Origin of the sequence: Rhizobium sp. 11_C7_N12_5 (genome assembly GCF_051811145.1) — a bacterium.
GTDB classification, from domain to species: Bacteria; Pseudomonadota; Alphaproteobacteria; order Rhizobiales; family Rhizobiaceae; genus Rhizobium; species Rhizobium lusitanum.
In genome coordinates this window covers 3,013,033-3,032,861 of the sequence record NZ_JBPWPY010000001.1, presented here as the reverse complement: position 1 = coordinate 3,032,861, position 19,829 = coordinate 3,013,033, and the positions used below count along the sequence as shown (strand labels likewise).

The 19,829-nt window shown below is 60.4% G+C and carries 20 protein-coding genes; 14 read left to right on the top strand and 6 right to left on the bottom strand.

The window, feature by feature from the left end; all coding sequences use genetic code 11:
* Positions 1–223: 223 nt before the first annotated feature.
* The 5 genes from AB8B29_RS14930 to AB8B29_RS14910 all read left to right on the top strand — a co-directional run bounded on the left by AB8B29_RS14930 (position 224) and on the right by AB8B29_RS14910 (position 5,169).
* Positions 224–790, top strand: a complete 567-nt coding sequence (locus AB8B29_RS14930; RefSeq protein ID WP_037196786.1) for a F0F1 ATP synthase subunit delta — start codon at positions 224–226, stop codon at positions 788–790.
* Positions 790–2,319: a F0F1 ATP synthase subunit alpha gene (gene atpA / locus AB8B29_RS14925; protein WP_037196785.1), complete on the top strand. Its 1,530-nt coding sequence runs from the start codon at positions 790–792 to the stop codon at positions 2,317–2,319. The genes AB8B29_RS14930 and atpA overlap by 1 nt, the downstream gene beginning before the upstream one ends.
* 29 nt (positions 2,320–2,348) lie before the next feature.
* Positions 2,349–3,233, top strand: a complete 885-nt coding sequence (locus tag AB8B29_RS14920) for a F0F1 ATP synthase subunit gamma (protein WP_037196784.1) — start codon at positions 2,349–2,351, stop codon at positions 3,231–3,233.
* A gap of 23 nt (positions 3,234–3,256) precedes the next feature.
* Positions 3,257–4,687 (top strand): F0F1 ATP synthase subunit beta, encoded by a 1,431-nt coding sequence (atpD, locus tag AB8B29_RS14915; protein WP_037196782.1) that lies wholly within the window; start codon positions 3,257–3,259, stop codon positions 4,685–4,687.
* 74 nt (positions 4,688–4,761) lie between these two features.
* Entirely contained in the window at positions 4,762–5,169 is a 408-nt protein-coding gene (locus AB8B29_RS14910) for a F0F1 ATP synthase subunit epsilon (protein ID WP_034511671.1), read from the top strand.
* Between the two features lie 339 nt (positions 5,170–5,508).
* Here the strand turns inward: AB8B29_RS14910 and AB8B29_RS14905 are convergent, their stop codons facing one another.
* Positions 5,509–6,414 (bottom strand): LysR substrate-binding domain-containing protein, encoded by a 906-nt coding sequence (locus tag AB8B29_RS14905; protein WP_047637827.1) that lies wholly within the window; start codon positions 6,412–6,414, stop codon positions 5,509–5,511.
* Positions 6,415–6,530: 116 nt separating this feature from the next.
* Between AB8B29_RS14905 and AB8B29_RS14900 the strand changes: the two genes are divergently transcribed.
* From AB8B29_RS14900 to AB8B29_RS14890, 3 genes are all read left to right on the top strand, one after another.
* Positions 6,531–7,676, top strand: coding sequence for an iron-containing alcohol dehydrogenase (locus tag AB8B29_RS14900; RefSeq protein WP_047637957.1), 1,146 nt, complete (start codon positions 6,531–6,533; stop codon positions 7,674–7,676).
* 1 nt (position 7,677) lies between these two features.
* A complete protein-coding gene (locus AB8B29_RS14895; protein ID WP_113118706.1) occupies positions 7,678–9,177 on the top strand; it encodes an aldehyde dehydrogenase in 1,500 nt (499 codons plus the stop codon).
* 74 nt (positions 9,178–9,251) lie between these two features.
* On the top strand, positions 9,252–10,373 hold the full coding sequence (locus AB8B29_RS14890; protein ID WP_113118705.1) for a mandelate racemase/muconate lactonizing enzyme family protein: 1,122 nt from the start codon (positions 9,252–9,254) through the stop codon (positions 10,371–10,373).
* Between the two features lie 37 nt (positions 10,374–10,410).
* On the opposite strand, the gene AB8B29_RS14885 is transcribed toward AB8B29_RS14890, so the two are convergent.
* Positions 10,411–11,622 (bottom strand): acyltransferase family protein, encoded by a 1,212-nt coding sequence (locus tag AB8B29_RS14885; RefSeq protein WP_047637831.1) that lies wholly within the window; start codon positions 11,620–11,622, stop codon positions 10,411–10,413.
* Positions 11,623–11,826: 204 nt separating this feature from the next.
* Positions 11,827–12,402 (bottom strand): NADPH-dependent FMN reductase, encoded by a 576-nt coding sequence (locus tag AB8B29_RS14880; RefSeq protein WP_037196772.1) that lies wholly within the window; start codon positions 12,400–12,402, stop codon positions 11,827–11,829.
* A gap of 74 nt (positions 12,403–12,476) precedes the next feature.
* Between AB8B29_RS14880 and soxR the strand changes: the two genes are divergently transcribed.
* Positions 12,477–12,941 carry a redox-sensitive transcriptional activator SoxR gene (gene soxR, locus AB8B29_RS14875; protein WP_113118704.1) on the top strand — a complete coding sequence of 155 codons (465 nt, stop codon included), beginning with the start codon at positions 12,477–12,479 and terminating at the stop codon, positions 12,939–12,941.
* A 10-nt stretch (positions 12,942–12,951) separates the two neighbouring features.
* Here soxR and glpD read toward each other — a convergent pair whose 3' ends face one another.
* Both glpD and AB8B29_RS14865 read right to left on the bottom strand, forming a co-directional pair.
* The gene (glpD, locus tag AB8B29_RS14870; protein ID WP_047637958.1) at positions 12,952–14,463 is read right to left on the bottom strand and encodes a glycerol-3-phosphate dehydrogenase; all 1,512 of its coding nucleotides are present in this window, start codon (positions 14,461–14,463) and stop codon (positions 12,952–12,954) included.
* Positions 14,464–14,579: 116 nt separating this feature from the next.
* Entirely contained in the window at positions 14,580–15,353 is a 774-nt protein-coding gene (locus tag AB8B29_RS14865) for a DeoR/GlpR family DNA-binding transcription regulator (protein WP_034511659.1), read from the bottom strand.
* Between the two features lie 97 nt (positions 15,354–15,450).
* Here AB8B29_RS14865 and AB8B29_RS14860 point away from each other — a divergent pair, with 97 nt between their 5' ends.
* The 3 genes from AB8B29_RS14860 (at position 15,451) to AB8B29_RS14850 (ending at position 17,093) form a co-directional block, all read left to right on the top strand.
* Positions 15,451–16,221, top strand: coding sequence for an SDR family oxidoreductase (locus AB8B29_RS14860; protein ID WP_047637959.1), 771 nt, complete (start codon positions 15,451–15,453; stop codon positions 16,219–16,221).
* A gap of 102 nt (positions 16,222–16,323) precedes the next feature.
* Positions 16,324–16,662, top strand: a complete 339-nt coding sequence (locus tag AB8B29_RS14855) for a metalloregulator ArsR/SmtB family transcription factor (protein WP_113118703.1) — start codon at positions 16,324–16,326, stop codon at positions 16,660–16,662.
* 230 nt (positions 16,663–16,892) lie between these two features.
* Complete coding sequence (locus AB8B29_RS14850) at positions 16,893–17,093, top strand: hypothetical protein (protein WP_037196763.1); 201 nt, start codon at positions 16,893–16,895, stop codon at positions 17,091–17,093.
* 119 nt (positions 17,094–17,212) lie between these two features.
* On the opposite strand, the gene AB8B29_RS14845 is transcribed toward AB8B29_RS14850, so the two are convergent.
* Positions 17,213–17,698 carry a MarR family winged helix-turn-helix transcriptional regulator gene (locus AB8B29_RS14845; RefSeq protein ID WP_037196762.1) on the bottom strand — a complete coding sequence of 162 codons (486 nt, stop codon included), beginning with the start codon at positions 17,696–17,698 and terminating at the stop codon, positions 17,213–17,215.
* Between the two features lie 63 nt (positions 17,699–17,761).
* Here AB8B29_RS14845 and AB8B29_RS14840 point away from each other — a divergent pair, with 63 nt between their 5' ends.
* Together AB8B29_RS14840 and AB8B29_RS14835 are read left to right on the top strand one after the other, a co-directional pair.
* The gene (locus AB8B29_RS14840; protein WP_113118702.1) at positions 17,762–18,727 is read left to right on the top strand and encodes a quinone oxidoreductase family protein; all 966 of its coding nucleotides are present in this window, start codon (positions 17,762–17,764) and stop codon (positions 18,725–18,727) included.
* A 99-nt stretch (positions 18,728–18,826) separates the two neighbouring features.
* A complete protein-coding gene (locus AB8B29_RS14835; protein ID WP_037196760.1) occupies positions 18,827–19,723 on the top strand; it encodes a LysR family transcriptional regulator in 897 nt (298 codons plus the stop codon).
* Positions 19,724–19,829 lie beyond the last annotated feature (106 nt).

The window sequence follows — 19,829 nt, the reverse complement described above, 5'->3', positions numbered from 1 at the left end:
ATCCCCACGCTTTTCGATTTTTGCCATCATAATTTCACCCGAATGGCGTATTCCGTGGATACGCGTGTTGCGAGTCTCAATATCCTATGTTAGACGAACCCCGAATTTCGGATGAGGTAGGAACGTACTCCTGCTGATTTCTGGGGGAAATCAAAACGAATTCAAGGATATATGGCTTCCGTCACCCGGAAGCCGAGTTCTTGGGTTGAAATCAGGGAAATTTGTGCCCGTGGCAGACACATCCCAGCATATTTCTGGTGTTGCAGAACGATATGCCTCGTCATTGTTCGAATTGGCCCTTGAGGAGGGCGCAGTACCGACAGTGACCGCCGATCTTGATCGGTTCCAAGCCATGCTCGATGACAGCGCCGATCTGAAGCGCTTCGTCCTCAGTCCGGTCTTTTCGTCTGAGGAGCAGGTCGGCGCGATTGAGGTGCTGGCGACTAAAGCTGGCTTCGGCGCCTTCGTTACCAATTTTCTGAAGCTTGTGGCCAAGAACCGGCGCCTTTTTGCGCTGCCGGGCATGATCAAGGCTTTCCGTATCATCGCCGCCCAGCATCGCGGCGAGATTTCCGCCGAGGTCACCTCGGCGCATGCGCTTACCCAAGCGCAGGAAGATGAATTGAAGGCGGCGCTGAAGGGCGTCACCGGCAAGGACGTGGCGATTGCCGTCACGGTCGATCCGTCGATCCTCGGCGGCCTGATCGTCAAGGTTGGTTCGCGTCAGATCGATACGTCCCTTCGCACCAAACTCTCCACCCTTAAGCTTGCATTGAAAGAGGTCGGCTGATGGATATCCGCGCCGCGGAAATTTCCGCAATTCTGAAAGATCAGATCAAAAATTTCGGCAAGGAAGCTGAAGTCTCCGAAGTCGGCCAGGTTCTTTCCGTCGGTGACGGTATCGCCCGCGTCTACGGTCTGGATAACGTCCAGGCCGGCGAAATGGTCGAATTCCCGGGTGGCATCCGCGGCATGGCGCTGAACCTTGAAGCCGACAACGTCGGTGTGGTCATCTTCGGCTCCGACCGCGACATCAAGGAAGGCGACACCGTCAAGCGCACCGGCGCGATCGTCGACGTTCCGGTCGGTCCGGAACTGCTTGGCCGCGTCGTCGACGCGCTCGGCAATCCGATCGACGGCAAAGGCCCGATCAATGCGACCCGCCGTTCGCGCGTCGACGTGAAAGCTCCGGGCATTATTCCGCGCAAGTCGGTTCATGAGCCGATGTCGACCGGCCTCAAGGCCATCGATGCGCTGATCCCAGTGGGGCGCGGCCAGCGCGAGCTCGTCATCGGTGACCGTCAGACCGGCAAGACCGCCATTCTTCTCGACACGATCCTGAACCAGAAGGCCATCCACGATGCCGGCCCGGACAGCGAAAAGTTGTACTGCGTCTACGTCGCCGTCGGCCAGAAGCGTTCGACCGTTGCTCAGTTCGTCAAGGTGCTCGAAGAGCGCGGCGCGCTGAAGTATTCGATCATCGTCGCCGCCACGGCGTCCGATCCGGCTCCGATGCAGTTCCTGGCTCCGTTCGCCGGTTGCGCCATGGGCGAATATTTCCGCGACAACGGCATGCATGCGCTGATCGGTTACGACGACCTATCGAAGCAGGCCGTTTCCTACCGCCAGATGTCGCTGCTGCTGCGCCGCCCGCCGGGCCGCGAAGCCTATCCGGGCGACGTTTTCTACCTGCATTCGCGCCTTCTTGAGCGCGCTGCCAAGATGAACGATGAATTGGGCGCCGGTTCGCTGACCGCTCTGCCTGTCATCGAAACGCAGGGCAACGACGTTTCGGCCTTCATTCCGACCAACGTGATCTCGATCACCGACGGCCAGATCTTCCTTGAAACCGACCTGTTCTATCAGGGCATTCGTCCGGCCGTTAACGTCGGTCTGTCGGTTTCGCGCGTCGGTTCGTCCGCGCAGATCAAGGCGATGAAGCAGGTTGCCGGCTCGATCAAGGGCGAACTCTCGCAGTATCGCGAAATGGCCGCCTTCGCTCAGTTCGGCTCGGACCTCGATGCCGCAACGCAGCGTCTGCTGAACCGCGGTGCCCGCCTGACCGAACTCCTGAAGCAGCCGCAGTTCTCGCCGCTGAAGACGGAAGAGCAGGTTGCGGTGATCTTTGCCGGCGTCAACGGCTACCTCGACAAGGTCGCGGTTCCGCAGGTCGGCAAGTTCGAGCAGGGTCTGCTGTCCTACCTCCGTTCGGAAGGCAAGGAGATCCTCGATACGATCCGGACCGAAAAGGCTATCAGCGACGCGACCAAGGGCAAGCTTACGGCTGCTCTCGACAGCTACGCCAAGTCTTTCGCCTGATCGGACCTCACTTCTAGGACGGATACCGGATGCCTTCACTTAAGGATCTGAAAAACCGGATCGCCTCCGTCAAGGCGACGCAGAAGATCACCAAGGCGATGAAAATGGTCGCCGCGGCGAAGCTTCGGCGTGCCCAGGAGGCGGCGGAGGCCGCGCGGCCGTATTCGCAGCGCATGGGCGCCGTTCTTGCCAACATCACGGCTGCTGTCAGCGAAGCTGACGGCGCGCCTCTGCTGATGACCGGCACCGGCAAGAGCGATGTGCATCTGCTCGTGGTCTGCACGGCTGAACGCGGCCTTTGCGGTGGTTTCAATTCGCAGATCGCGCGCTTTGCCCGCGATCACATTCGCAAGCTGCTTTCCGAAGGCAAGACCGTGAAGATCTTCACGGTTGGCAAGAAGGGTTACGACATCCTGCGTCGTGAGTATTCTTCCCTGATCGTCGAGCGCAAGGAACTGCGCGACGTCAAACGCATCGGCTACGAGAATGCGGATGCCATCGGCAAGCGCATCATCGAGATGTTTGAAGCCGGCGAGTTCGATGTCTGCACGCTGTTCTACTCCGAGTTCAAATCGGTGATCAGCCAGGTGCCGACCGGGCTGCAGCTCATCCCGGCTTCGGCTCCCGCCGCCGTCGAAGAAGATGCTGCCCACAAGGGCGCAGTTTATGAATACGAGCCGGATGCGGCTTCGATCCTCGAGGATCTGATCCCGCGCAACCTCTCCGTCCAGGTCTTCCGCGCGCTCCTTGAGAACGTTGCCGGCGAGATGGGCGCCAAGATGAGTGCGATGGACAATGCGACGCGCAATGCTGGTGAGATGATCAACAAGCTGACACTGAGCTACAACCGTCAGCGTCAGGCGCAGATCACCAAGGAATTGATTGAAATCATTTCGGGCGCGGAAGCGCTCTGAGGCTAGGAAAAGAGGGTAAGATTATGGCTGACGCAGCTCAGGCCGCAGTTTCGGTCGGCAAGGTTACGCAGGTTATCGGCGCCGTCGTTGACGTTCATTTCGATGGCGATCTGCCGAAGATCCTGAATGCTCTCGAAACCAGCAACAACGGCAACCGCCTTGTTCTGGAAGTCGCGCAGCACCTCGGCGAAAACTCGGTCCGCACGATCGCCATGGACTCCACCGAAGGTCTGGTTCGCGGCCAGATCGTTTCGGATACCGGTGCGCCGATCTCGGTTCCGGTCGGTCATGAAACGCTCGGTCGTATCATGAACGTCATCGGCGAGCCAGTCGACGAAGCCGGCCCGCTGGTCACGGCCCATAAGCGCTCCATCCACCAGGACGCGCCGTCTTACGTCGAGCAGTCGACCGAAGGCCAGATCCTGGTCACCGGCATCAAGGTCGTTGACCTGCTCGCACCTTACGCAAAGGGCGGCAAGATCGGCCTGTTCGGCGGCGCAGGCGTCGGCAAGACCGTTCTTATCATGGAACTGATCAACAACGTCGCCAAGGCGCACGGTGGTTACTCGGTGTTCGCAGGCGTGGGTGAACGTACCCGCGAAGGCAACGACCTTTACCACGAAATGATTGAATCCGGCGTCAACAAGCACGGCGGCGGCGAAGGCTCCAAGGCTGCCCTGGTTTACGGCCAGATGAACGAACCGCCGGGCGCCCGCGCCCGCGTCGCTCTGACCGGCCTGACGGTTGCCGAGAACTTCCGCGATGAAGGTCAGGACGTTCTGTTCTTCGTCGACAACATCTTCCGCTTCACCCAGGCAGGCTCGGAAGTGTCGGCTCTGCTCGGCCGTATTCCTTCGGCCGTGGGCTATCAGCCGACGCTCGCCACTGACATGGGTCAGATGCAGGAACGCATCACCACGACGACCAAGGGCTCGATCACCTCGGTTCAGGCCATCTACGTTCCGGCCGACGACTTGACCGACCCGGCGCCGGCAACCTCGTTCGCCCACTTGGACGCGACGACGGTTCTGTCTCGTTCGATCGCTGAAAAGGGCATCTACCCGGCTGTCGACCCGCTCGACTCCACCTCGCGCATGCTCGACCCGATGGTCGTCGGCGAAGAGCACTATGAAATCGCTCGTAAGGTCCAGTCGACCCTGCAGCGTTACAAGGCTCTCCAGGACATCATCGCCATCCTCGGCATGGACGAACTGTCCGAAGAAGACAAGCTGGCCGTTGCCCGCGCCCGCAAGATCGAGCGCTTCCTGTCGCAGCCGTTCTTCGTCGCCGAAGCCTTCACCGGTGCGCCGGGCAAGCTCGTTGCGCTCGAAGACACGATCAAGGGCTTCAAGGGCCTGGTCAACGGCGAATACGACCACCTGCCGGAAGCCGCTTTCTACATGGTCGGCTCGATCGAAGAAGCGATCGAAAAGGCCAAGAAGCTGGCTGCCTAAGGCCAATCCATCGGCGCGCGGCATTGCCCGCGCGCCCTTGCCTTGCGAATGAGACAATCGAGAAGTGACGGGTCATGGCTGACAATTTCAATTTCGAACTGGTTTCTCCGGAGCGCCTGCTCCTGTCGGAGCAGGTTATCGATGTCGTCATCCCCGCCTCGGAAGGCGAGATGACTGTCATGGCGCATCACGCGCCGACCATGACCACCATCAAGCCAGGTGTCGTCAAGGTGCATCTGGCCTCGGGCAAGAAGCAGGATTACGTCGTGTTCGGCGGTTTCGCCGACATCCTGCCGACGGGCTGCACGCTGCTGGCCGAATCCGCCGTTACGGTCGAGGACATGAGCCGCGACGAGCTGGAGCGCCGCATCAATGCTGCCAAGGCCGAGCTTGAAGATGCCGAGCATCACGAGCACAAATCGCGCCTTGAGCATTTCATCATGGAACTCTCGCATCTGCGCGGCTCGATCCCGCAGGATTGATGTGATCCGGATGCAATAGTTGAGATGAAAGCGGTCCTCTGGGCCGCTTTTTTTGTCAGAGGGCGTGGGCCATGCTCGCCCTTCGAGGCTTCGCCCCCTTCGACAAGCTCAGGAGCCTCCGCACCTCAGGGTGAGAATGGAGCGGGCGCCGTAGCATAAGCTAGTTCCAATGGCGTGAGGTTTGTCGAGTATGAGGTCTGGCATAACGGGTTAGCCCTCATGATGAGGTGGCGCGTAAGCGCCCTCGAACCACGAGGGCAGGTGGTGAGTGATCGCAACCCCTTTAAATCTCCGACTTCTCACGGCGGAAGCAGCGGGGATATTCCTCCCGAAATCGCATCAGGCCTGTTGTCCGCGCAGCAGGAACCGGTGCAACTGCAACGCTTCCGGAGACAGCGAACGGAAGCGTGGTGCGCCGAGATAGTATCCGAAGCCGCTCTCGACACGGTCGGTACCGACGGTGACGAGCGCACCGGATTGCAGATACTCTTCGACAAGGCCGAGACTGCCAAGCGCTATGCCTTCGCCCCTAAGCGCCGCCTCCACAGCCATGATATAGGTCGAAAAGGAAAGGCGCGGTCTCCGCAGCTTGCCTTTCAAGGGGTCGCCGATACGGCCGAACCATTGACGTAGGCTGATCCAGTGGGCGTTGGCACGCTCGTAATCGATAAGATCAAGCGCGGCAATATCAACCGAAGTCAATGCCTGCGGGTTCAATCCGCGAATTGCCAGGTAGTCTGGTGATGCGATGGGCACCAGCACCTCTTTCATCAGCGGCGTCAGGCTCCAGCGCGGATGCTCGCCGGTGGAATAGATGATGATGAGATCGTTGTTCTCCGATGCGAGTTCGGAATGGACGTCTGTCGTCAGCAGGCGCACGGAGATCCCAGGGCTTTCCTTGCCGAAATCCCTCAGTCGTTGTCCGAGCCAGAGATGCGAGATGGAGCCGCTTGCAGCAATCGAGATAATCTCGCCCGTGCCGGCCCGGAAGGGCTCCAGGCTCTCTTCCAGATATTCCAGCGTGGCGCGTACACGCTGGAACAGCCGTTCGCCTTCCGGCGTCAGTGCCAGGTTCCGGCCGCGCCGGGTAAACAGCGTCGCGCCGAGGTGGTCCTCCAGTCCCTTGATGCGGCGACTGACGGCGGCCTGGGTGATGTTCAGCTCTCGGCCGGCGCGGGAGAAATTCATCGCGCGGGCGGCGGCGTCGAAGACGCGGAAGGCTTCCAGGGGTATTTTCTCGAGCATGGGCTCTCCATAACTTCAGATCATCAATATTCCTGATAATTGCCCGGATTTGAAGATCTGAGATTGTGATGCAGGATCACGACGTCATATCAGCCGCATTTATCAGGGGATCCCTCGTGTCCTTTTCCATTTCCGCCATCCCAGACATTCGTTTCGGCGACGGCGCCCTGTCCGACCTTCCCGCAGCAGTCAAATCCTTCGATGGCGTCGGAGCCGTTCTGCTTGTCATCGACGCTTTCCTGGCGCAGTCGGGCCTTGCCGGCAAGATCGGCGCTGAGCTCGCGGAAGCCGGTGTAAAGACGCAGGTCTTCTCGGACTTTTCCGGCGAGCCGAAACTCGCGCATCTGCAGGCCGCCATTCAGGTCGCCGAGGGCGCGGATATGGTGATCGGCATCGGCGGCGGCTCGGCGCTGGATATCGCCAAGATCGTCGCTTGCTGCGCAGCCTCCGGCAAGGACCCGATGCACTACGCACTGGCCGCCAACCCGCTGCCGAAGAACCCGCTGAAGAAGATCATGGTGCCCACCACGGCCGGCACGGGTTCGGAGACCTCGGCAACGAACATCTTTGCCGGGCCGGAAGGCAAGAAGCTCTGGATCTGGGGTCCGGAGACGAAGGCGGATCTCGTCATCCTCGATCCGGCGCTGACGAAGACGCTGCCGGCCAACCTGACGGCGTGGTGCGGCATTGATGCCTTCATCCATGCTTTCGAGGCGGCGACGAACCGCAACACCCATCGCGGCGCCCAATTCTATGCGCATCAGGCGCTGCGGCTGATAACAGGCGCGTTGGAGACGGCGGTCAAGCAGCCGGATGACATCGCCGCCCGTGGCGATGTGCTGCTCGGTTCCTGTTTTGCCGGCATCGCCATCGACAATTGCGGCACGGCGATCGCCCACAATGTCAGCCATGCTCTGGCGGGCCTGGCGCCGGTCCATCATGGTCTTGCGACCGCGCTCGGCTTCGAGGCGACGCTTGGCTGGCTGGTCGAAGCCGAAACGCCAGAACTGAATGCGGCGGCAAAGGCTTGCGGCGTGGCCAATGCCGCCGAACTGCCGGCCTTCGTCTCCGACTGGATGGATCGTTGCGGGATCACGCGGTCGCTGCCATCAGCCTTTAAGCCGTTCGATGCCATCGATCTTGCCCGCGAGATGCGCGCGCCGGAAAACCAGCCCATGCGGCGCTCGACCATCCGCGATGTGACGGATGCCGACATCGATCATTTTGCGGCCGCCGTCATGGCGCTGCCGAAAGGAATCTGAGATGACCAAGGAATACACACGCGACTATTGGGAAAATGTTCTCTCCGGCCTGAAGCTCGAGGGACGCCACTTCATTGACGGCGCCTTTCGCGCTTCCTCTTCCGGCGAGACCTTCACCCGCATCCGCCCGATGGACGGCAAGCCCGGCGCGCAATTGGCGCGCGGCAATGCCGCCGATATCGGCGCCGCCGTCACTTCCGCCCGCGCCGCCTTCGAAAGTGGTGTCTGGCGCAAGAAGGAGCCGCTGGAAAAGAAGAGGATCATGCTGAAATGGGCCGAGCTGATCCGTGCCCATGGCGATGAGCTTGCCATGCTGGAGACGCTTGACGTCGGCAAGCCGGTCATGGCGTCGCTTGGTGTCGACGTGCGCCTCTGCGCCGACGGTATCCAGTTCTACGGCGAGATGATCGACAAGATGTATGACGAGATCGCCCCGACAGGCCCGAATGCCCGCGCACTGGTGCGCAAGGTGCCGATTGGCGTGGTCGGCGCGATCACGCCCTGGAACTATCCGATGATCATCGATGCCTGGAAGCTCGGGCCGTCTATCGCTGCCGGGAATTCCGTGGTGCTGAAGCCGGCCGAGCAATCCTCGCTTTCGGCGATCCGCCTGGCCGAACTTGGCTTCGAGGCGGGCCTGCCTGCCGGCGTCCTCAACGTCGTGACCGGTTATGGCGAGGAGACGGGCAAGCCGCTGGCGCTGCACATGGATGTCGACATGATCGCGTTCACCGGCTCGACCGAGGTCGGCAAGCTGATCATGGGTTATGCGGCGCAATCGAACGTCAAGCGCGTGGCGCTGGAGCTCGGCGGCAAGTCGCCGCTCGTCGTCTTCGAGGATGCCGATCTCGATGCGGCGGCGGTCGCTGCGGCCTGGGGTTGCTTCTACAATTCCGGCGAGACCTGCCATGCCTCGACGCGGCTGATCGTGCAGCGCTCGGTGCAGGACAAGTTGATCGAGAAGATCGAGGCGGTGACGCGCTCGGATATCGCGCTGAAGCACCCGCTCGATCCCGGCGCCCAGATCGGCGCGCTGATCGAGGAAGAGCACATGAACAAGGTGCTGGCGATGATTGCGGCCGGGGAGAAGGAAGGCGCGCGCCGGGCCTTCGGAGCCGAGCGTGTTCTGAGCGAGACCGGCGGATACTATGTCTCGCCGGGCGTCTTCGTCGACATGACCAACGACATGAGCCTGGCGCGGCAGGAGATCTTCGGGCCTGTGCTTGCCGCCATTCCCTTCGATACGGAAGAGGAAGCGCTGGGGATCGCCAACGATACGATCTACGGGCTCGCCGGCGCCGTCTTCACCAAGGATATGGATCGGGCGCATCGCCTTTCCGAAGCGATCCATGCTGGCACAGTATGGATCAACACCTATGACATGTCGAACTTCGCCACACCTTTCGGCGGCTTCAAGCAGTCTGGTTTTGGGCGCGACCGCTCGGTGCATGCGATCGACAAATATTGCGACTACAAGACCATCTGGCAGCAATTCGGCTAAGACATAAAAATCAACATGGTCTCGAAAGCGGCTTCGGGCGTTTCGGGATCATGCTTGGGAAGAGGGACGCCACCATGAGCAAGATCGTTTCCATTGAGATTACCAATCATCGCCTGCCACTCGATCCGGCGTTCAAGGCGAGTTGGGACGGCCGCCCGCGCCGGCACTTCGATGCGACCATCGTGCGCGTCAGGGATGACGAGGGCCGCGAAGGCATCGGCTCCGGCGATCTCATGAAGGGCTTCGAGGGCCATGAGGATCTGTTCATAGGGCAGGATCCCCGGCATCTCGAGCGTCACTACGAAGTGCTGTCGCATATCAACTTCCATTATGGCCGCTGCTGGCCGATGGATCTGGCGCTGTGGGATCTTTCCGGCAAGGTCACCGGCGAGCCTGTCTGGCGCATGCTGGGCGGCCGCGCCAGCCGCGTGCGGCTCTATGCATCCTCCGGCGTGCTGCGCGAACCGTCTGCAATGGCCGATCAGGCCGAGCGCTATATCGAGGAAGGCTTTCCGGCGATGAAGGTGCGCTTCTCCTCGTCGGCAGGCGGCCGTGGCGGCTGGCGCGAAGACGTCAAGGCGCTGGAGGCGATCCGCGCCCGCGTCGGCGACAGGCTGGAGCTCATGGTCGATTGCAATCAGGGCTGGCGCATGCCCTGGGATACGACGCTCTCCTGGACGTTCAAGGATGCGTTGTCGGTGGCGAGAGAACTGGAACGTCTCGGCGTCTACTGGATGGAAGAGCCGCTGCATCGGTCCGACCGCAAGGGCATGAAGGAGCTGAAGCAGGCGACGTCGCTGCGCATCGCCGGCGGCGAGATGACGCGGGAGCTTTATGAGTTCCGAGACATTATCGAGGAGCGCGCCTTCGATGTCGTGCAGCCCGATGTGGCGCTCGTTGGCGGCATTACCGGTTGCCGGCGGCTCGTCTATCAGGCGCGCGAGGCGGGCGTGCAGTTCACCCCGCATTCCTGGACGAACGGTATCGGCGTTCTCGCCAATGCGCATTTGAGCGCAGGGGTCGGCGATGTCGCCTGGCTCGAATATCCCTATGACAATCCGGAATGGAGCGAGGCGCGCCGCGACTATCCGATGGCATCGCCGTTGAAGCACGAAGCGGGCTGGCTGGATCTCGGGGAAGCGCCGGGTCTCGGCATCGTTCTCGATGAGGAGCGTCTGAAGGCGACGCGCGTCTGAGGCGCTTCCGTTCCGCGATGATATTCTCCCCGACCCGTCACGCAGTGGCGGGTCGGGTGGCTCTGTTTTCTCGTGTCCGTGCCCAATCGATGACGGGGCGTTCCAGCAGCATATAGCTTAGCGTGCCGATGGCGAAGATGATGGCGGTTGCGATCAGGCTTGAGACTATCCAACCGCCCAGCACGTCGTCCGAGCCTGAGCCGAAGGACGAGGGGAGGAGCTGTGGCATCAGCGTCAGGACGATATCCTGCCAGATGTAAACACCGAAGGAGACGGTGGCGACATAGCGGCTTAGGCGGTTGTCGAGCACCTTTGCCAGCAACAGCGATTGCGGCAGAGTGCAAAGAGCGATGGCGACCGCCAGCGGAAGCAGCGGGAATTGATAGGGAATGCCGAGCCAGGCATAGCCTTCTCCTGGACCGCCGATCGACTGCGGTAGCTGCCATGCGCCCATGATGATCGCAAGCGCGCCTATGACATCGTATATTGTCGAACGGCGGGCGTGGACGATGGTCTGGATTCCGGCCGCCAGTGCGCCGATCGCAAATATTGCGAAGAAGCCGATGGGGTTGTAGCGCGGCATCCATTCCTTGGCGCCGCCCTGAAAGCCATATTGCCATCCCCGCCCGGCGCTGTCCGTTGGAAGATAGGTAACTATCAGCCAATGGCCGATCAGAGCGGCCGCGATGGTGCCGATCCATAGTAGGCGACTGACGAGAGCGGAGCGCGCTCTGAGCTTCTCATTGAACAGCAGCAGGAAGCCAATCGGCAACAGGACATAGCAGGTCGTCTCGAAGGGGATCGACCACAATGGCCCGTCGCCCTGTACCGGGAAAAAGGTGCGCCAATGCCATTGGCTCATCAGGAAAAAGCCGGCGACATAGCGGCTGACGAGCTCCGCATCGAGCGGAAAGCCATAGATCGTGAAGCTGATCACGAAGCCGACCGTCAGGGCGACCCAGAAGCCCGGAAGGATGCGCGCGGCTCGGCGCATCGCGTAAATCTTCAGCGACGGCAGCGGCTGGGCTTTATCCAGAGCCAGCCAGAAGGGACGTGCGAGAAGAAAGCCGCTAAGCACGAAGAAGACCGAGACGCCGTGATTGCCGAAACGAGCCAATATGAAGGTCAGATCCAGGCTCGGAGGGATCTTGTAGAAATTCATTCGAAGCACGAGATGGTGAACGAGGACCATCAGACATGCGACGGCGCGCATGAAATCCGCTCCTCCCAGGCGCGCGGTTTTATCCATCAGCCTCCCCGCCGAAATCTTCTCCGTAGTGGGTTAAGCCATCGATGCGGTATCGGCAAGTATCGTCGCGATTATGCGCCAACTGTGTCTCGCTCCGGCGAGTGATAGACGTCCGGGTCCGTGGTGGAGGAGGGCCCGGACGTCAAACCAGCCTTTCGCACCTGCCAGAAACGAAAGACCGGATTCGGATATTGCGCGTGATGATCAGGCAGCGACCGAGCGATAGGGGCGGGTGACGCGGGCAGGTTTCAGGGCGGCATTCCACCAGTTCAGCCGCGCGATCAATCGAACCAGCGATTGACGCGCCTCGATCGGATTTTCGAGCGAGCCGTCCTCGGCAAACCTGCCCCAGGGGTTGGCGAAGCTCACGGTGTCGCGCACGGTCACGGCATGCAGTTCGGCAAAGACCAGCCGCAACTGCTCGACGGCGCGCAGGCCGCCGGAGATGCCGCCATAGGAAACGAAGGCGACGGGTTTGCCGTGCCATGGCTCGTAGACGAGATCGAGCACGAATTTCAACGAGGCCGTGAAACTGTGATTGTATTCGGGCGTCACGACAATGAAGGCGTCCGCCCGCGAAAGCCGGGCGGAAAGCGCGGCGACTCCAGCGTGCTCGCGCTCATGTTGGGACGGTAAATCGAATTCGAGGGGATCGATGATGTCGATCTCAATGAGGGGGTAGTGCACCAGTTCCCGGGCGACCCAATTGACCACCCGGTCACATAGGCGGCCCGGACGCGTGCTGCCATAAACGATCGCCAGCCGGGTTGATTCTGTCATGCCTTGCTCCTGCTTTACGCGGTTTGGAGCTCGGGTTATAAGACCTCAAGTAAAGTTTAGGTCAATAGCGTATCATGGAAAAAATCGAGCCCAATCAATTTTCCAGGCTGCTGACGGTCGGCGAGGTGGCGGCGCGGAGCGGCGTGGCGGTTTCGGCGCTGCATTTCTACGAGGCGAAGGGGCTGATCGACAGCCATCGCAGCCGTGGCAACCAGCGCCGTTATCCCCGCGAGGTGCTGCGCAGGGTCGCCGTCATCAAGGTGGCGCAGCGGGTCGGCATTCCCCTTGCCGACGTTCAGGCGGCGCTCAAGGCACTGCCGCAGGGGCGCACGCCGACGGCGGCCGATTGGAAAGCGCTTTCTGAACTATGGAAGAGTGATCTCGATGCACGGATCAGGCGCCTGCAAGGCCTGCGCGATCAGCTCGACGGCTGCATCGGTTGCGGCTGCCTCTCGCTGGAAAGCTGTCCGCTGCGAAATCCCTGGGACAGGCTTTCCGAAGAGGGGGCGGGGCCGCGCTTGCTCGACCCCGAAGATTGAGGCGAGAGCTTTATGCGTGGACTCGGCTCTCGGCGATGTAACCGTCAAGCGCCACGGCTTCTTCCTTCGAAAGGTAAAGGCCTTTCTTGGAGCGGCGCCAGAGAATATCAGCAGCCGTATAGGCCCATTCATGTTCCATCAGATAACGCACCTCCGCCTCGTAGAGATCGCTTCCGAAGCAGCGGCCGAGATCGGCGATCGTCTTTGCGCCGGCGAGGATCATGCTGGCGCGGGTGCCGTAACGGCGCACCAGCCGGCGCGCATGCTGATCGGCAAGGAAGGGATAGCGTGACTTCAGCTTGGCGACTTCTGCATCATAGCCGCGGGCCGGGAAGTCGCCGCCCGGCAGCGAGCTCTTGGCCGTCCATGGCGTGCCCTTGAGGCCGATGGCTTCGCCGATCTTCTCCAGCGCATGTTCGCTCAGACGGCGATAAGTGGTGAGCTTGCCGCCGAAGACGTTGAGCAATGGTGCCTGACCTTCCTCGCCTTCGACCTTCAGCACGTAATCGCGCGTCGCCTCCTGCGCCTTCGAGGCGCCGTCGTCGTAAAGCGGGCGCACGGCCGAATAGGTCCAGACGATATCCTCTGCTCGTACCGGCTCCTTGAAATATTCGCTCGCGGCATTGCACAGATAAGTGGTTTCCTCGTCGCTGATCTTCACATCCTTCGGGTCGTCCTTGTAGTCGCGATCCGTGGTGCCGATCAGGGTGAAGTCCTGTTCGTAAGGAATGGCAAAGATGATGCGATTGTCCGGGTTCTGGAAAAAATAGGCGCGGGGATCGGAGAACTTCTTGCGCACGATGATGTGGCTGCCCTGAACCAGGCGAACATTGTGCACCTGGTTCTTGCCGAAGGCGTCGGACAGAACGTGATCGACCCAGGGGCCGGCGGCATTGACCAGCAGGCGCGACCGGAACAAACGCTTCTCGCCGGTGATCGTGTTTTCCGTTTCGATTGTCCAGACCGCGTCTTCACGGCGGGCGGAAATCACCTTCGTTCGCGGCATGATCGTGGCGCCACGGTCTGCAGCGTCGCGGGCGTTCAGCACCACCATTCGGGCATCATCCACCCAGCCGTCGGAATATTCGAAGGCCTTGGTGAAGAGCGCCTTCAGCGGTTTGCCGGCCGGGTCGGTCTTCATATCGAGCGTCGCCGTCGGCGGCAGCAGCTTTCGGCCGCCGAGATGATCGTAGAGGAAAAGGCCGAGGCGAATGAGCCAGGCCGGACGGATGCCGCCTTTGTGATAGGGCAGGACGAAGCGCATCGGCCAGATGATGTGCGGCGCCATAGCCCAAAGCACTTCGCGCTCCATCAGGGATTCGCGCACGAGACGGAATTCGTAGTGCTCGAGATAACGCAGCCCGCCATGGATGAGCTTGGTGGCGCCGGACGATGTGCCGGAGGCGAAATCATTCATTTCGGCGAGGGCGACCTTATAGCCGCGTCCGGTCGCGTCGCGGGCGATACCGCAACCATTGATGCCGCCGCCAATAACGAAAATGTCGTAGATCTGTTCGCTCACCCGCCCCTCCGCAAAGGTCAGCCCATCTCGTGAAGATGGAAATTCGAAAATCAATCCATCTAAAACGAAATAGATACGAATGTCAAACGAACGTTTTTTGACAGAAAGCGAGCCGGTCAGATCTGTCGGCGGGAGGTTTCCACGAGGCGAACGTCATGCTCCGCCGCGGTCGTCCGCACGGATTCGACGCGACATTCGTCGGTAACGAAAGTGTGCACTTGTGATAGATGCCCGATGCGCACCGGGGCGGTACGTTCGAACTTGGTGCTGTCGGCCACGAGAATGACATGCCGGGCATTGGCGATGATCGCCTGCGCCACTTTCACTTCGCGGAAATCGAAATCCAGAAGCGCGCCATCACCATCGATAGCCGAGGCGCCGATGACGGCGTAATCGACCTTGAACTGCTTAATGAAGTCGACGGCTGCCTCGCCGACGATCCCGCCATCGGAACCGCGCACGACGCCGCCGGCAATGACGACCTCGATGGATGGGAATATCCGCAACTTATTGGCAACATTGATGTTATTGGTGATGACCATCAGCTCGTGATGGCCGAGCAGGGCCTCCCCGACGGCTTCCGTCGTCGTGCCGATATTGATGAAAAGCGAGCTGTTGTTCGGGATGAGGCCGGCGGCTGCGCGGCCGATCGCCTGTTTTTCCGGCGCGGCGATCGAGCGGCGCGCCTCATATTTCACATTCTCGGTTCCACCGGGAAAGATCGCGCCGCCATGCACGCGTGACAGCACGCGACCGTCGCAGAGATCGTTGAGGTCCTTGCGGATGGTTTGCGGCGTCACCGAAAAGCGCAGCGCCAGTTCCTCCACCTGCACGCGCCCCTCCGCCTTGGCGATGTCGAGTATCTCCGTCTGGCGTCCGGATAGAAACATGATCTTCGCTCCCTTTCTTTCGTTTTTTTGTCATCATATGATAAAGTGAAAATTCCGCAATTACCGACGCGCGGATTGTGTGACTGGGGAGGTCGTCGTGTTTCATCCGAAGCTGTTCGAAAATCGCAACGTCGTGGTCACCGGCGCCGGTCGCGGCATAGGGCTGGAAGTGGCCAGGCAGTTTCTCGATTGCGGCGCCCATGTTCTCGTCCATATCGGGCGCGGCTCCGCGCGCGACTTGCCCGATTTCCTGATGGAGGCGGAAACCGACCGCCGCGCCTTTCTGATCTCAGGCGATTTCGCCGCCGGCAACGGCACGCGGGATTTCGTCAGCGCCGCCAGCGAGCGATTCGATCGCGTCGATGTGCTGGTCAACAATGCCGGCACCATGGTCGGCCGCTTTCCCGCAGGCGAAGTGACGGACGAGCAATATGAAAGAATCGTCCACCTCAATCAGACCGCTGTCATGGAGGTGACGAGAGGATTGTTGCCGCTGCTCAGGGCCGCAGGGCAAGCCGCGATCGTCAACACCGTATCGATTTCCGCTCTGACCGGCGGCAGCCCCGGCTCTGCCATCTATTCCGCATCGAAGGCTTTCGTCGCCACCTATTCGAAGGCCTTGGCGCGAGAGCTGGCGCCCGACGGCATCCGGGTAAATTGCGTCTCGCCCGGCACGATATCAACCGATTTCCATGAGCGTTACTCCTCAAGGGAGAAACTGGAGCAGACGCGCCGGTCGATTCCGCTTCAGCGTTTGGGTACACCGGAAGATTGTGCCCCCGCCTATCTTTTCCTCGCCGCACCGACGCTCTCCGGGTACATCACCGGGCAGGTGATCGAGATCAATGGCGGGCAGCTTATCTGCTGAGAAATCGGACCTTTTTTGGTCTCCGTGTTTTTTGAATCAACTTGCGGATTCATAATATTATAAGCATATCCCTATGTTAGTTCTCACTAGAGGCTGTGTGATATGTCGTCGTCTCCACCGCAAGGCGGTGCCGCAGAGCATAATATCGAGGAAATGACAGGGAAGGCGCGCAGTGCGAGCGTCTTGCTGAAAGCGCTCTCGCATGAGACGAGGCTGGTGATTCTGTTCATGCTCGCCAAGCGCGAAAAAACCGTGATGGAACTCGAAGTACTTCTTAACTTGCCGCAGGCGGTGGTTTCCCAGCATCTGGCGCGGCTGCGGCTGGAAAAGCTGGTCGATACGCGCCGTGAGGGGCGGCTCATTCACTATGCCGTCGCCCGTTCGGAAATCTGCACTGTGGTCAATTGGCTGCAGGAGGCCTTCTGTCAGAGCGATTGTTGATCGTCTCTGTCGGGCGTGTCGGCTGACGACGGAATGCCGCCGCTTTCCCCGGAACGTAGGGTGCGGCGAATTTTTTGCCCTATAGGCCGAGGTGAACGGCGACAAGAAGCTCGGAAACATTCCAAGCCTCGTTTTGGCCTTCAATTCATCATCGTATCGTCAACTGCACGACACGACAGTGTTATGCGGGAGCGCTAATACGCCTTCATGGCATTGAAGGAGAGTAGTCCGTGCAGAATGGTGAAATGACGATGTCGGAAGTTTTGCGGGACCCGGTGATCCGGCAAATGCTTCGTGCCGATCGCGTGTCGTTGAGCGAATTTGCGAAGCTTCTGGAAAAAACGGCCCGCGCAAGAAATGCAGTTTCTGGCGAACAAGGCGCCATAGCGCTCATTGAAGGTTTATCTGCCGGTAGCGAGATGGGTTACTAAGAGTTTCCGGAGAGGCACTGCCGCAAGCGAAATGACTGCGGTAGCGATTGCGAGCCGGCCAGGATCTGGACGAAATAGTCTCTCGACTACCTGAACTTGCACCCACCGGTCTGTCGCCCCTACGCAGTTGGGGGATCCTCGTTCAACGCATCGGCAAATTTTCGCATGAGCCTGACAAGCTCGTCGATGTCGTTGATATCCCAAGCTCCAAGGATCGCACTGCCGATCCTGTCACGGGCGGCGTCCACCGCGTCCGTCATCAGTTTTCCCTTTGGTGCAATAACAGCCTCACGCACACGGCGGTCCGCAGCACCGGCCTGCCGCGCAACGAGACCGAGGCTCTCAAGCTTCGCGACCTGGCGACTGACGGTCGTGTAGTCGCGGCCGATGCGATCCGCCAGATCGACGACACCGATCGGACCGAAGCGCTCGATTGAGACCAGCAGGGGAAAAAGCGCCCGCTCGAGCGGAATTCCGGCCTCCTTGATGAGCACTTCGTCGCGCTGCGGTCGGTTTATCACGCTGACGATATCCAGCACTGCTGCGTGGAGTTTCCGGAATTGCTGCTGTATATGTGTATTTTGCACATTATTTCTTGACGCCATCGCTCGTCTCCTTTATGCGTGCATTATGCACATAACATGGATGATCAAAAAGGAAAATATGCGATGAAAGCTGCAATCGTACTGGACGCGGGACGAGTCCCTGTCTTTGGTGATTTCAAGGCGCCTGTCTCATCCGCTGATGAAAAGCTTGTCTCCGTCAGGGCCGCCGCAATCAGCCAGGTCGTGAAGAGCCGGGCGTCGGGAAAGCATTATAGTTCCGGCAATCAATTTCCCTTCATCGTGGGGATCGATGGTGTGGGACGGCTTGACGACGGTCGGCGGGTTTATTTCGTTCTGCCGAACGCACCTTATGGCAGCATGGCTGAGCTTGCCGCGGTGCGATCCGCCCAGTGCATTGAACTGCCCGAGGAGCTCGATGATGTCACGGCGGCGGCTATCGCAAATCCGGGAATGTCGTCATGGGCGGCCTATCAAGAGCGGGCAAAGCTCAGATCCGGAGAGACCGTTTTGATCAACGGCGCAACCGGGACCTCGGGTCGGCTGGCTGTTCAGATCGCTAGATATCTCGGCGCGAGCAAAGTCATCGCGACAGGCCGGAATGCCGACAGTCTCAAGGATCTGGAAGGGCTTGGCGCTGATGTAACGATTCCGCTCGTCCAGGATAAATCGGTTCTGGAAGATGCATTCAAGGAGCAGTTCGCGTCCGGCGTGGATATCGTCATCGACTATTTGTGGGGTGAAAGTGCGCAAAGCCTTCTCATCGCGGCAGCCAAGGCCGGCAAGGATGCGGTACCGATCCGCTATGTGCAGGTCGGCTCGATCAGCGGTGCGGAGATAAGCCTGCCAAGCGCCGTGCTGCGGTCGTCGGCCATCACGCTGATGGGCAGCGGCATAGGAAGCATCGCTCTCGACCGCATCATCAACGCGACCGCCGAGCTGCTCCGGGCAACTGTGCCGGGAAACTTCAAGATTGCCTTCAAAACCGTTCCACTTTCCGACGTCGAAAATGCCTGGCCTCTTGATGACAGCAATCGGCGCACCGTCTTCGAAATCGACGGCGGCGCGTGATTGCCAGTGGGGTGCGGTGATCCGGCCTATGCCGCACTCCTTTTTCCAATGTTGCGCTGACGGCCCAGCCCATTTAACTGTCTCATTCGGGAGAGTTGAATGATCGACAAGCTGGAATTCTTCATCGCGCTTGCCAACCAGAAGCATTTTGGCCGCGCCGCCGAGGAATGCGGCGTGACCCAGCCGACCTTGTCCGCGGCGATCCGGCAGCTGGAGGATCAGCTAGGCGTCATGCTCGTCAGTCGCGGCTCGCGCTTTCAGGGGCTGACGCCGGAGGGGCAGCGCGTGCTGGAATGGGCAAGGCGCATCGTCGGCGACAGCCGAACCATGCGCGAGGAGATGCGGGCGGCGCGCAAGGGCCTTGCCGGCCATATCCGGATTGCCGCCATTCCGACGGCGCTTGCCATGGTGTCGAAGATCACCACACCTTTCCAGGAGCGGCACCCCGATGTCACCTTCTCCATCACATCGCGCAACTCGCTGCAGGTTCTGAGCCTGCTCGAAAATCTCGAGATCGATGCCGGCATCACCTATCTGGAGAACGAGCCGCTTGGCCGCGTCACCAGCGTACCGCTCTATGCCGAGCGCTATCACCTGATCACCGCGGCGGGCAGCCCCCTTTCCGAGCGTGAGAGCGTGACCTGGAAGGAAGTCGGCGACCTTCGGCTTTGTCTATTGACGGCCGACATGCAGAACCGCCGCATCATCAACCGGCATCTGGCGGAGGCCGGCACCGTGGCGAAGCCGACGCTCGAATCCAATTCGATGATCGTGCTTTTTTCTCATGTCCAGACCGGACGTTGGGCGAGCATCATGCCGAAGAATATCGCCGATTCCTTCGGCTTTCCGGCCGATATCCGCAAGATCCCGATCACAGAGCCGGATGCCGAACATCTCGTCGGCCTGGTCGCCACGCATCGCGAGCCTTTCACACCGCTCGTCTCGGCCCTGTTGCATGAGGCGAGATTGCTCGCGGAAGGCGATAAGGATCGATAGAAATCTTCTATCGAACGACGGGACTGCCTTATTGATCCTTGGCCTCCTCCCTGCGACTTTTGTCCCAGCGTGCGTCGATCGCGCACCCACGGAGGAAATGCCGCAT